At 74.1% G+C, this 12,843-nt stretch carries 10 protein-coding genes; 6 read left to right on the forward strand and 4 right to left on the reverse strand.

Annotated features, from left to right (window positions below; translation table 11 throughout):
* Positions 1-2 precede the first annotated feature (2 nt).
* The gene (gene rsmH / locus ACIA6T_RS02560; RefSeq protein WP_399444704.1) at positions 3-935 is read right to left on the reverse strand and encodes a 16S rRNA (cytosine(1402)-N(4))-methyltransferase RsmH; all 933 of its coding nucleotides are present in this window, start codon (positions 933-935) and stop codon (positions 3-5) included.
* Positions 936-1,424: 489 nt separating this feature from the next.
* On the opposite strand from rsmH, the gene ACIA6T_RS02565 reads away from it, so the two are divergent.
* The 4 genes from ACIA6T_RS02565 to ACIA6T_RS02580 all read left to right on the forward strand — a co-directional run bounded on the left by ACIA6T_RS02565 (position 1,425) and on the right by ACIA6T_RS02580 (position 7,026).
* Entirely contained in the window at positions 1,425-1,973 is a 549-nt protein-coding gene (locus tag ACIA6T_RS02565) for a beta-class carbonic anhydrase (protein WP_399444705.1), read from the forward strand.
* 261 nt (positions 1,974-2,234) lie between these two features.
* On the forward strand, positions 2,235-3,266 hold the full coding sequence (locus ACIA6T_RS02570) for an AAA family ATPase (protein ID WP_399444706.1): 1,032 nt from the start codon (positions 2,235-2,237) through the stop codon (positions 3,264-3,266).
* Positions 3,266-4,639: a DUF58 domain-containing protein gene (locus tag ACIA6T_RS02575; protein WP_399444707.1), complete on the forward strand. Its 1,374-nt coding sequence runs from the start codon at positions 3,266-3,268 to the stop codon at positions 4,637-4,639. Before ACIA6T_RS02570 ends, ACIA6T_RS02575 begins: the two co-directional genes overlap by 1 nt.
* Positions 4,640-4,686: 47 nt before the next feature.
* A complete protein-coding gene (locus tag ACIA6T_RS02580; RefSeq protein WP_399444812.1) occupies positions 4,687-7,026 on the forward strand; it encodes a DUF3488 and DUF4129 domain-containing transglutaminase family protein in 2,340 nt (779 codons plus the stop codon).
* A gap of 405 nt (positions 7,027-7,431) precedes the next feature.
* Here ACIA6T_RS02580 and ACIA6T_RS02585 read toward each other — a convergent pair whose 3' ends face one another.
* The 3 genes from ACIA6T_RS02585 to ACIA6T_RS02595 form a co-directional block, all read right to left on the reverse strand.
* Entirely contained in the window at positions 7,432-7,833 is a 402-nt protein-coding gene (locus ACIA6T_RS02585) for a DUF3040 domain-containing protein (RefSeq protein WP_399444708.1), read from the reverse strand.
* 288 nt (positions 7,834-8,121) lie between these two features.
* The gene (locus ACIA6T_RS02590; protein WP_399444709.1) at positions 8,122-8,892 is read right to left on the reverse strand and encodes a methyltransferase; all 771 of its coding nucleotides are present in this window, start codon (positions 8,890-8,892) and stop codon (positions 8,122-8,124) included.
* A gap of 87 nt (positions 8,893-8,979) precedes the next feature.
* Entirely contained in the window at positions 8,980-9,579 is a 600-nt protein-coding gene (locus ACIA6T_RS02595) for an SAV_6107 family HEPN domain-containing protein (protein WP_399444710.1), read from the reverse strand.
* A gap of 721 nt (positions 9,580-10,300) precedes the next feature.
* On the opposite strand from ACIA6T_RS02595, the gene ACIA6T_RS02600 reads away from it, so the two are divergent.
* Together ACIA6T_RS02600 and ACIA6T_RS02605 are read left to right on the forward strand one after the other, a co-directional pair.
* A complete protein-coding gene (locus tag ACIA6T_RS02600; RefSeq protein WP_399444711.1) occupies positions 10,301-10,930 on the forward strand; it encodes a TetR/AcrR family transcriptional regulator in 630 nt (209 codons plus the stop codon).
* Between the two features lie 416 nt (positions 10,931-11,346).
* Positions 11,347-12,843, forward strand: coding sequence for a phytoene desaturase family protein (locus ACIA6T_RS02605; RefSeq protein WP_399444712.1), 1,497 nt, complete (start codon positions 11,347-11,349; stop codon positions 12,841-12,843).

The following is a 12,843-nucleotide window of genomic DNA, read 5'->3' on the forward strand; positions in this document are numbered from 1 at the left end:
CCTCAATCGACGTCCTCCCGGATCCGCTCGGCGCCGCGCAGCCGCGCGGGGGCCGCGCGCCGGTTCTCGGCGATCTCCTCCTCGGTGGGAAGTTCGGCACCGCGCGTGAGCAGCTTGAGCCGGGGCTGGTACTGCTCGGGGACGACCGGGAGGCCGGGCGGGGCGGTGGTGGCGGCGCCGGCCGCGAACACCTGCTTGACGAGCCGGTCCTCCAGGGAGTGGTACGACAGCACGGCGATCCGTCCGCCGACGTCGAGGGCCTTCACGGCCGCGGGGACCGCCCGCTCCAGCACCGACAGCTCGCCGTTGACCTCGATCCGCAGGGCCTGGAAGGTGCGCTTGGCCGGGTTGCCGCCGGTGCGCTTGGCGGCCTGCGGCAGCGCGTCGCGGATCAGCTCGACCAGGCGGGCGCTGTTGGTGAACGGCTCCTTCTCGCGTTCGCGCACGATCGCGGAGACGATGCGCTTGGCCTGCTTCTCCTCGCCGTAGGCGCGCAGGATGCGGACGAGTTCGCCGGCCGGGTAGGTGTTGAGGACCTCGGCGGCGCTGACGCCGGTCGTCTGGTCCATGCGCATGTCGAGGGGGGCGTCCTGGGCGTAGGCGAAGCCGCGGCCGGCCTCGTCGAGCTGCATGGAGGACACCCCGAGGTCGAACAGGACGCCCCGCACGCGCGGGAGCCCGAGCCGGTCGAGGACGTCGGGGAGCTCGTCGTAGACGGCGTGCACCAGGGTGGCCCGCTCGCCGTAGGGCGCGAGCCGCTCACCGGACAGGCGCAGGGCCTCCTTGTCGCGGTCCAGGGCGACGAGCCGCGCCTCGGGGAACCGCCGGAGCAGGGCCTCGCTGTGGCCGCCGAGCCCGAGGGTGCAGTCGACCACCACCGCTCCCGGCCGCTCCAGGGCGGGCGCCAACAGGTCCAGGCACCGCTGGAGCATCACCGGGACGTGCCGACCCTGTCCCGCCTGTCGCCCGCCACCACCCTCGTGCGGAAGCGCTTCGCGCCCTTTCACTGTGGCCCTCTCAAGTCCGGCACGGCGCTCACGCACCGCCGGGTTCCCGCCCTCCCCGGTGAGGGGCGGCCGGCGCCGTCAGGCGCAGGCCGGGCGGCGGCGGGAGGAGGCCGAGCCGTACGTGCGCGCCGCGCACGCGGGGAGATCCCCCGGTCGTCGCCGGGAGATCCGGGAAAGTCAGTGCAGCGGGCGCTCTCGCCTCCCGCTTCGCGCCACTTTAGTCCACGGTCCCGCCCGGTCAATCAACCGGCCTGCGCGTCGCGGCCCGCGCGGCGGGTCAAGGGGCGGATCGGACACATCACCCGCGGGAGGGAGCACACACCACCCCTGTGGGTTACCTCACACCAAGGCTCGCTGACGTTCTTTGTCGCCTCTCACAACGGGCCCGATGCCCAGGTGACCAGTAACGTCATGGGTATGACGACTTCCGCATCGGTTCCCACCGGCCCTCAGAACGCCACCGCCGGCCACGGCACGGTCACCGACCGTCTGGTCGACGCCAACCAGCAGTACGCGGCCGCCTTCACCGACCCCGGCATGGACGCCCGCCCGGTCCTGAACGTCGCCGTGGTGGCCTGCATGGACGCCCGCCTCGACCTGCACGCCGCGCTGGGCCTGTCGCTCGGCGACTGCCACACCATCCGCAACGCGGGCGGTGTCGTCACCGACGACGTGATCCGCTCGCTGACCATCAGCCAGCGCGCCCTGGGCACCCGCAGCGTGGTCCTCATCCACCACACCGGCTGCGGCCTGGAGTCCATCACCGAGGAGTTCCGGCACGACCTGGAGATGGAGGTGGGCCAGCGTCCCGGCTGGGCCGTGGAAGCCTTCCGGGACGTGGACCAGGACGTACGGCAGTCGATGCAGCGCGTGCGGACCTCGCCGTTCCTGCTGCACACCGACGACGTGCGCGGCTTCGTCTTCGACGTGAAGTCGGGCCGGCTGCGCGAGATCGACCCCGCCTGACCCGGCCGCCCGCCCCGGAGAGAACCCGGACTCCGGGCTCCGTGCGACGTCGTAAGACCTGACATATCGCTGTCAGTTGTCCACAGGCGAGTGACACGAATCGGTAACGGCGGCAACAATGCGGGAGTGGTGCCACGCGGAACTTTTCCCGCGTGGTGTCCGTGATTCGGGGTGGGCCGGTCCGCACAGCAAGGCGTCGGCCCGGGACATTTGGGGTCCCCCGCTCCTTGGGGAGCGCGGGGAAGGGCCGAGGAGGGCCGGGTGACGACCTATGACGATCGAGCGAGCCTCACTGATCTGACCGCCGTGGTGGAGCGCGTGCGGAGTTCGGTGGAAGGCGTGATCGAGGGAAAGCCCGAGGTCGTACGGCTCTCGCTGACCGTGCTGCTCGCCGAGGGACATCTGCTCATCGAGGATGTCCCGGGAGTCGGCAAGACGATGCTGGCCAAGGCACTCGCGCGGTCCATCGACTGCTCGGTGCGGCGGATCCAGTTCACGCCGGACCTGCTGCCCTCGGACATCACCGGCGTGCCCATCTGGGACCAGCAGCGCCGCGACTTCGAGTTCAAGCCGGGCGCCATCTTCGCGCAGGTGGTGATCGGCGACGAGATCAACCGCGCGTCGCCGAAGACGCAGTCCGCGCTGCTGGAGTCGATGGAGGAGCGCCAGGTCACCATCGACGGCAAGACCTACGAACTGCCCAGCCCGTTCATGGTCGTGGCGACGCAGAACCCGGTCGAGATGGAGGGCACCTACCCGCTGCCGGAGGCCCAGCGCGACCGTTTCATGGCCCGCGTCTCGGTCGGCTACCCGAGCGCGGACGCCGAGCTGCGGATGCTGGACGTGCACGGCGGCGTCTCCCCGCTGGAGGACCTCCAGCCGGTGGCGCACGCTCACGAGATCCTGAAGCTGATCGAGGCGGTGCGCGACGTGTATGTGGCCGAACCGATCCGCCGGTACGTGGTGGACCTGGTCGCCGCCACCCGTACGCACCCCGATCTCAGACTCGGCGCCTCACCGCGCGCGACCCTGCATCTGCTGCGCGCGGCGAAGGCGTCGGCGGCCCTCGGCGGCCGGGACTACGCGCTGCCGGACGATGTGCAGGCGCTCGCCGTGGCCGTCCTCGCCCACCGGCTGCTGCCCACCGCCCAGGCCCAGCTCAACCGCCGCACCTCCGAACAGGTGGTGCAGGAGATCCTCCAGCGCACCCCGGTGCCCGCGGACGCCTCGCGGCAGAGCGGCCTCGGCCGCGGCGGGCCGGGCCACGGCCAGCAGCCGCCCCGGAAGCTGTGATGACGACCGCGGGCCCCACCGCGGGTACGGTCCAGGCGGAGGGCGACCGGGGTGACCGGAGCGGCGTCAGGACGGCCCTGGCGGGTCTCACCACCCGCGGGCGCTCCTTCCTGGCCGCCGGTGTGGCCGCCGCGATCTGCGCGTACGTGCTCGGGCAGAGCGATCTGCTGCGGGTCGGGCTGCTGCTGGCGGTGCTGCCGCTGGTGTGCGCGGCCGTGCTCTACCGCACCCGCTACCGGGTCGCCGGCAGCCGCCGGCTCTCCCCCGGCCGGGTGCCCGCCGGCTCCGAGGCGCGGGTGCACCTGCGGATGGAGAACGTCTCCCGGCTGCCCACGGGCCTGCTGATGCTCCAGGACCGGGTGCCGTACGTGCTCGGCCCGCGCCCGCGGTTCGTGCTGGACCGGGTGGAGGCGGGCGGGCGCCGCGAGGTGTCCTACCGGGTCCGCTCCGATCTGCGCGGCCGCTATCCGCTGGGTCCGCTGCAGCTGCGGCTGTCCGACCCGTTCGGGATGTGCGAGCTGACCCGGTCCTTCTCCACGTACGACACGCTGACGGTGATCCCGCGCGTGGAGCCGCTGCCGCCGGTGCGGCTGAGCGGCGAGGCGAAGGGGTACGGCGACGGACGGCAGCGCGCGCTGGCGCTGGCCGGCGAGGACGACGTGATCCCGCGCGGCTACCGCTACGGCGACGACCTGCGCCGGGTGCACTGGCGCTCCACCGCCCGCCACGGCGAGCTGATGGTGCGCCGCGAGGAACAGCCGCAGCGCGCCCGGTGCACGGTGCTCCTCGACACCCGGGCCGTCGCCTACGCGGGCGCCGGACCGGACTCGGCGTTCGAGTGGGCGGTGTCCGGCGCGGCCTCCGTGCTGGTGCACATGCTGGAGCGGGGTTTCTCGGTGCGGCTGCTGACCGACACCGGCGCCTCGGTGCCCGGCGAGGGCTCCGACGGGTTCGCGGGGGCGAACCAGGAGTCGGCGGACGCGGCCGGGCTGATGATGGACACCCTCGCCGTGGTGGACCACTCCGACGAGGAGGGCCTGTCCCGCGCCTACGACGTGCTGCGCGGCGGGAACGAGGGGCTGCTGATCGCCTTCCTCGGCGACCTGGACGAGGAGCAGGCCGCGGTGCTCGCCCGGATGCGGCAGCGCGGCGGAGGCGCACTCGCCTTCCTGCTGGACAGTGGGACCTGGCTGCGGGAACCGGCCGATGTGCCCGGCGCGTCGGACCGGCGCGGGGAGCGGCTGCGGATGCTGCGCGAGGCGGGCTGGACGGCGCTGGGCGTGCCGCCGGGCGCCTCGCTGGACGAACTGTGGCGGCAGGCGGACCGGGAGCGTTCGGGCCGGGCCGCGGCGAGCGGTGGGGAGGGACCGTGATCAGCGGACGGGCGAGGCTGACGCTGTGCGCGTGGGCGGCCACACTGATGGCGGCGTGCGCCCTGCTGCCGCTGGTCGACCCGGCGACCTGGATCCTCCAGGCGGCGTTCCTGCTGGCGGTGCAGTCGGGCGTGGGCGCGGCGGCCCGGCGGGTGCCGCTGGCGCGTCCGCTGACGGTGGCGGCGCAGTTCCTGGTGACGCTGGTGCTGCTGACCCTGATGTTCGCGCGTGAGCACGCCTTCGCCGGGCTGATACCCGGCCCCGACGCCATCCGCTTCTTCGCCGGACTGCTGGAGCAGGGCGGCGACGACGTCAGCCGGTACGCGATCCCGGCGCCGCTGTCCGACGGCATCCGGCTGATGCTGGTCGGCGGCGTGCTGGTGATCGGGCTGCTGGTGGACACCCTCGCGGTGACCTTCCGCGGCGCGGCCCCGGCCGGGCTGCCGCTGCTCGCCCTGTACTCGGTGGCCGCGGGGCTGGCCGACAACGGCGTCGACTGGCTGTGGTTCCTGCTGGCGGCGGCCGGCTATCTGATGCTGCTGCTCGCGGAGGGCCGGGACCGGCTCTCCCAGTGGGGGCGCGTGTTCGGCGGGGCGCCCGGCCCGGGCGGGGACTCGCCCGGCGCCGTCGCACCGGTGCGCACCGGGCGGCGGATCGGCGCGGTCGCGCTGGGCATCGCCCTGGTGGTGCCGCTCGCCCTGCCCGCGATGAACGGCGGTCTGCTGGGCCCCGCCGGTACGGGGGTCGGTTCGGGCTCCGGCGGGGGCGGGACCATCTCCGCGGTGAACCCGCTGGTGTCGCTGCGCGACTCGCTGAACCAGGACGAGGACCGCCAGGTCATGTCGGTGCGCTCCGAGATGACGGACGTGTCGGACCTGTATCTGCGGATCGTGTCCCTGGACGACTTCGACGGCACCACGTGGAAGCCGTCGAAGCGTTCCATCACCACCGTCCCCGACGGCACGTTCCCGACCCCGCCGGGCCTCGGCCCCGAGATCGCGCGCACGGAGATCGGCACGACGATCTCGACCGCCGACTCGTACGGCCAGGACTGGCTGCCGATGCCGTACCCGCCGAGCGGGGTGAGCATCCGGGGCAACTGGCGCTACGAACCCGTCGGCATGACCTTGGTCGGCGACCACGGGCAGAACACGCGCGGTCTGACGTACGAGGTGCGCAGCCTCCACGTGCGGCCCACGGCGGAGCAGCTGGCCGGCGCGCCGCAGCCGCCGCCCGCGCTGAAGCGCGAGTACACCGAGCTGCCGGACTCGCTGCCGGCCGTGGTGTCCCGCACCGCCCGCGAGGTCACCGAGGGCGCGACCAACGCCTACGACCAGGCGGTCAAGCTCCAGGAGTACTTCACGCTGTACGGCGGCTTCGAGTACGACACCGAGGTCGACGTCGGCAGCGGCTCGCAGGCGATCGCCCGCTTCCTGCGGGACAAGCAGGGCTTCTGCGTGCACTTCTCCTTCGCGATGGCGTCGATGGCCCGTTCGCTGGGCATACCGGCGCGGGTCGCGGTGGGCTTCGCGCCCGGCACCCGGCAGCCGGACGACACGATCGCGGTCACGCTGCGGGACGCGCACGCCTGGCCCGAGCTGTACTTCGAGGGTGTGGGCTGGACCCGGTTCGAGCCGACCCCGACCCGTGGTTCGACGCCGTCGTACACCGTGCAGGACACCGCGGAGAACACGGTGCCCGATCCCGCCAGGCCCTCGCGGACCGCGTCCGCGGAGCCGTCGGCGGAGCCCTCGGAGAGCGAGAGCTGCACGGCGGAGCGGCGGAAGCTGGGGGCGTGCGAGAGCGAGTCACCGCAGGCGGCCCTGCCCGCGGGCGGTGACGGGCCGAAGTGGTACGCGCTGCTGGGGTGGGCGCTGGCCGGTCTCGTGGTGCTGGTGCTGCCGCTGTCGCCGATGCTGTGGCGGGTGAGGACCCGGGCGGTGCGGCTGGGCGGGCACGGCCGGTCGGAGGCGGAGGCGGTGCCGTACGTCCTGGCCGTCTGGGACGAGCTGACCGACACGGCGTGGGACTACGGCATCGCGCCGGACGAGTCGCTGACCCCGCGCGGGACGGCGGACCGGATCGTGCGGCTGGGCCGGCTCGGTCCGGGTGCGGCGGCGTCGGTGCACCGGGTGGCCGATGCGGTGGAGCAGGTCCTGTACGCGCCTCGGCCGCGGCCGGTGGTGGGGCTGGCGGACGAGGTGCGGGGGGCTGCCGCGGGGCTGCGGGCCTCGGCCGGCGGCCGGCGGGTGCGGGTGCGGGCGGTGTTCGCTCCGCGGTCGAGTGTGCGGGTGGTGTGGGCGGTGTCGGCGTGGGGGGCCGGGGTGCGTGCGCGTCTGCTGGCGCTGCGGCCGACCTGGCGCCGGCCGTCGCGACAGCAGGGCTGAGCCCCACCGGCCTCGCGGGGTGGGGCCGGCCCGTGCGGGGTTGTGCGGTGCGGGGTTGTGCGGTGCCCGGTGTGCGGGCTGGGCGGGGGTGGGCCGCGCTGCCCGGCGCTTGCGGGGTGCCGTCGCGCCCACCCGTGCCGCCCTGCGGCACGACTGCCCGCGGGAACGAGCGGGAAGGCACCACTGCCCGCCGGAACGAGCGGGAAGGCACCACTGCCCGCCGGAACGGGCAGGGAGGCACCACTGCCCGCCGGAACGGGCAGGGAGGCACCACTGCCTGCGGGAACGAGCGGGAAGGCACCCACTGCCCGCCGGAACGGGCAGGGAGGCACCACTGCCCGCGGGAACGGTGAAGGGGGCGACCACCTTGTTGGTGGTCGCCCCCTTCGGCGAGTTTTCAGTGGGCTAGTGGCCGCCCTGTTCGTCGCGGCGGCGCTGCCAGCGTTCCTCGATGCGGTCCATCACCGAGCGGCGCTGTCTGGCCTGGCGGCCCGCCTGTGGCGTGCCCGCCGCGCCGACGGCCTGCTCTCCCGGCTTGGGTGCCTTGCGCCAGCCGGTCACCGCGAGAACCGCGCAGCCCAGCATCACGAGGAACCCCACCACACTGAGCCAGACCTGCTGGGCGACCATACCGGCCATGAGGAGCGCAATACCCACGAGGAAGCCCGCGACCGCCTGGTAGACCCGTCGCCGGGTGTACGTACGCAGCCCGCTTCCCTCGAGCGCCGTCGCGAACTTGGGATCTTCGGCGTACAGCGCTCGCTCCATTTGCTCGAGCATGCGCTGCTCGTGCTCCGAGAGCGGCACGGAGTCCTCCTCATCGTGCAGTCGCCGGGGCGACCCGGGGGGTCCCTTCAGGATAGGCAGGGAATCGCCCCCGTGAAACCCGCCCCTCTGCGCCAATTGGCCAACCGGTACCAGCCATCACGTCCCGGCCCACTGAGGCTTCTCATTCCCCGGCGGCCGACCCGTCATGCCCGGCGGTCTCCCTCGATCATACGGCGCCGAGCCGCCATTCGGGGGGCCTGTGGCGCACTCCATGCGCGGCGGGGCCACCGGACGCGCCGCTGATCAGCGGCGCGTCCCGGCAGCCGCTCAGGCCTCCGGGGTCCCCCGCGTCTCACCGAGCACATGAAGTTGCGTGGCCACGGAGTGGAAGGCGGCGAGCTCGGCCGCCGCGGCCTCCAGCTTCAGCAGCGCGTCCAGGGCTCCGGGCTCGGTGTCGACGAGCACGCCGGGGACGAGGTCGGCGAAGACCCGCACGCCGTGCACGGCGCCGACCGTCAGGCCCGCGCCCTCCACGAGCGCGGTGAGCCGGTCGGCGGTGAAGCGGCGCGGCACGGGGTCGCCGGTGCCCCATCGGCCGTCCGGGTCGTCGAGCGCCTGCTTGGCCTCCGTGAAGTGACCGGCGAGGGCGCGGGCGAGCACGGCGCCCCCGAGGCCCGCGGCGAGCAGGCTGAGGACGCCGTCGGGGCGCAGGGCCGCCACCGCGTTGCGGACGCCTTCGGCGGGGTCGTCGACGTACTCCAGGACGCCGTGGCACAGCACGACGTCGTAGCCGCCGCGCTCGGCCACGTCGAAGAGGCCCCGGACGTCGCCCTGGACGCCCCGCACCCGGTCGGCGACGCCGGCCTCGGCGGCACGGCGCTCCAGGGCGAACAGCGCGTTGGGGCTGGGGTCGACGACGGTCACCTGGTGGCCGAGCCGGGCGAGGGGCACCGCGAAGTTGCCGCTGCCGCCGCCGGTGTCGAGGACGTCCAGCGCCTGCCGTCCGGTCGCCTTGACCCGGCGTTCCAGGGCGTTCTGGAGGACCTCCCAGACCACGGCGGTACGGAGGGCGGCGCGGGGCCGCATCGGGTCCGACACGGTAGTTGACTCCTCGGCGGGGCGATCGGGTTCAGGCGGTGTCCACCCTATGGCCTGCGCCGTGGTTTCCGGCCACCTGGCTGGGGGCTAGGGGGCCGCGCGAGGTGTTTCGCCCCCTCCGCCCCTTCCCGTCCCGTCCCCGGGGGCTTCGCCCCCGGACTCCCTTCGCGCAGTTCCCCGCGCCCCGGGGAGGGGCAGGACCGGTTGGAGGACCAGCATCTGTTCGACCAGGCGGAGGAACATCGCGACGTCGCGTATCAGGTCGTCGGCGTCGCGGACGGTGGCCGCGCCCTGGATGCCGGCCTCGGCGCGGGCGCGGCGCCGGGCCCCGGAGGCGAACAGCGCGCTCCACTCGGTGAGCTCGGGCGCGATCTCGGGGAGCACTTCCCAGGCGCTCCGTATTCGGGCCCGGGCCCGGGGCGAGGCCTCGGGCCGGCCGCGGGCGGCGAGCACGGCGGCGGCGGTGCGCAGGGCGGCGAGGTGGGCCGTCGCATAGCGCTCGTTGGGTGTCTCGAGGACGGCGGCCTCGTCGAGTCCGGCACGGGCCTGGGCGAGCAGGTCGAGGGCGGCGGGCGGGGCCGTGGCGCGGCGCAGCACGGGGTGGATGTCGCTCGCCGGGCCGTTCAGTGAGGGGGCAGGGCCGGTTGCGCGGCGCCGACGGGCGGCGGCTGCGGACGGGTTGGCCATGACGAACCTCCTGTCGTCTATGTGACGGCTCCCCTACTAAGAGGTGCCGTATGTACACATCGTGAGGTATGCCACTGACAATCCGTTCTGACCTGGGCTTTTGCTTCGATCGACTGTTCGCGTCAATTTTTGTACTGACCAGTCAGCTGAAAAAACGGGGGGACTTGATGGATGGTCCGTCCGGACTCGCCGTCACGGCCCGCGGCTTCGGCCTGAAGGGGCCCCGGGGTGGGCGTCCCGCGGGGTCTCGGCCGACGCGGAGCCCGGCTCGATGATCGCGCTGGAGGGGCCGTCCGGGTCGGGCCGCGCCTGCCTGCTGCTCGCCCTCACCGGCCGGGTGCGGCCCACGGAGGGCCTCGCCTCCCTGGGCGGGCTGGAACCGCCCAGGCGCATGTCCCCGTACGCCGCCGCAGCGCCCTCGCGCACGTCGCCGGTAGCGGTTGGCCTGCCGCCCGGACATGATCCTGCCGTCCGAGATGGTGGCGATGCCGAGGTAGACGCCGGGGAAGCCTTTCCTCCCGGGGCTGAGGGACTCTGTCGGGAAAGGGACAGGGTAGGCACCGTTGATTCGGAGCCGCCCGCCCTGAACTGCGGGTTCGGGGCCGAAGAGGTATCCGCTCGAGGCGGTTCCTCCTTTTTCCGACGGAGTCCTGAAGCCCCGGGCTTCCCGGCCGGGTATCAGGTGAACGGACGGACCGGCGTTCCTGTGACAATCAGGGCCATGGAACGCAGCAGCACCAAGCCGGGCGGCAGTGCCCGCCGCGAGGCCACCCGGCAGAAGCTCTACGAGGCGGCCGTCACCCTCATCGCCGAACAAGGTTTCTCCGCCACCACCGTGGACGAGATCGCCGAGCGGGCGGGGGTCGCGAAGGGCACGGTCTACTACAACTTCGCGAGCAAGTCGGTCCTCTTCGAGGAGCTGCTGCGGCACGGGGTCGGTCTGCTGACCGCCTCCCTGCGGGAGGCGGCCGAGCGGACGGCCGCGGAGGGCGGCGGCAAGGTCGACGCCCTGGACGCGATGATCCGCGCGGGGCTCGTCTTCATCGACCACTACCCGGCCTTCACCCAGCTGTACGTGGCCGAGCTGTGGCGCACCAACCGGGCCTGGCAGTCCACGCTGACGGTGGTGCGGCAGCAGGCCGTGGCGGTGGTCGAGGGCGTGCTGCGCGAGGGGGTGGGGAACGGCGAGTTCAGCGACGAGATCGACGTCCCGCTGACGGCGGCGGCGCTGGTCGGCATGGTGCTGGTGGCCGCGCTGGACTGGAAGTCCTTCCAGCCGGAGCGTTCCCTGGACGACGTGCACTCCGCCCTGTCCCGGCTGCTGCAGGGACGGGTCAGCGGCCGCCGCTGAACCCCGGACGGACGAAGGCGCCGGTCCGACGGTGGCCGCGTCCCCCGCGGGCCACCGGCGGACCGGCGCCTTCCTCACTCCCCCGTGCGTTCCCCCAGAACCCCGTTGCGGTCGTCCCCCGGGTTCCCCCGTGCCTCGCTCCCGCCGACGGTGCCGGCGGAAGGAGCGGATCGTGGGCCCGTACCGTTCCGGCGCCCCGTGTCGCCGGTTCCGGGGCCGGGCCCCTCTCCGTGGTCTCCACTCTCCCGTTCCCGGGGGCCGGCCCCCATCCGCGCGCGTACTCAACTCGGCGGCTAGGTACGGGTACTCAGGGCTGCGCACGCGCGCCCACGGCCCGGTGCCGCCGCCTGGAGCCCGGGGCGGGGGCGCGGGTACTCGGGGACGGGCTGTCGGTGGCGGCGGATAAAGTCCCTGGCATGGCACGGATTGCGGTGATCGGCGCCGGGATGGGCGCGATGGCGGCCGCCGCCCGGCTGGCCGTCGCGGGCCACCGGGTGACGGTGTACGAGCGGACGGAGACGTACGGCGGCGCGCTGCGCCGTCTGGAGCGGGACGGGTTCGCCTTCGACACCGGGCCAGGACTGCTCCCGCTGCCGGCGGTCTACCGGGACCTGTTCGTGAAGACCGGCAGGGAGCCGCTGGAGGCGTGCGTCGAGCTGGCCCAGGTCGACCCGTCGTCGCACCACGTGTTCGCGGACGGTACGCGCGTGTCGCTGCCGAACGCCTCCCGCGCGGGCGTCGTCTCCGCGCTGGAGGAGAGCCTCGGGGCGGACGCGGCCCGGCGCTGGGGGGACTTCCTGGTGCGGGCCCGGGAGACCTGGGACCGGTCGCGCAGACCGCTGCTGGAGGAGCCGCTGTGGCCCAACTGGCAGGTGCTGGCCGGGCGTGAGCCGTATCCGGCGGTCCCGCACAGGAAGTTCCTGCGCGCGCGCACGGCGGGCACGCTCGCGGAGGTCGGTGCGTGGGAGCTGCGCGATCCCCGGCTGACCGCGCTGCTGGAGAGCCACGCGCTGGCGTACGGCCTCGACCCCCGGCAGACCCCGGCGAGCGCGGCGGTGCTGCCGTACATGGAGCACGCCTTCGGCATGTGGTACGTGCGCGGCGGCATGCGGGAGCTGGCGCGGGCGGTGTACGAGCGGTGCCTGGCCCGCCGGGTCGAGTTCCGCTTCGGCGCGGAGGCCGCCGGGGTGCTGGAGAAGGACGGCCGGGCGGCGGGGCTGGAGCTCGCCGACGGCACCGTCGCGGAGGCGGACCTCGTGGTCGCCGGGGTGGCTCCCGGGATGCTGGACCGGCTGAGCCGGGGGACGCGGGTGCGTGCTGCCGGCGAGGTCCCGGCCCAACGGGGGACGGCGAGCAGGGTGACGGTGGCGCTGGCGCTGCGGGGCGGACGCCCGGAGGGGACCCCGCACCGTACGGTCGTGCACACGGACGACCGGGAGGCCGAACTGGAGTCACTGTCCGGTGCGCCCGGGGGCCTCCCCCCGCGACCCACGGTCACGGTGCTGCGGCCGGACGACCCGGCACTGGTCCCCGACGCCGGCCACGAGGCGGTCACGGTGACGTCGGTGGTGCCCGCCGGGACCGAGGAGTCCCGGGACACCTACGCCGAGCGTCTGATCGCCGTCGCCGGGCGTGCGGTACCCGGTCTGCGCGACCGGCTGCTGTGGCACGAGGTGCGCACCCCGGCCGACATCGCCGCGGAGACCGGCGCGGAGGGCGGCGCGGTGCCGGTACCGGCGCTGGCCGCGGCGGGCGGGCGGCTGCTGCACCCGGCCAACGGCACCGGGCTGGCGGGGCTGTTCACGGCCGGCGGCTGGTCCCACCCCGGCGGCGGGCTCCCGCACGCCGGGATGTCGGGGGCGCTGGTCGCCGGACTGGTCGTGGAGGGGCCGGAGTTCCGCGGGTCGCAGTGA

This window comes from Streptomyces sp. NPDC051740, assembly GCF_044453165.1.
Lineage (GTDB): Bacteria > Actinomycetota > Actinomycetes > Streptomycetales > Streptomycetaceae > Streptomyces > Streptomyces atrovirens.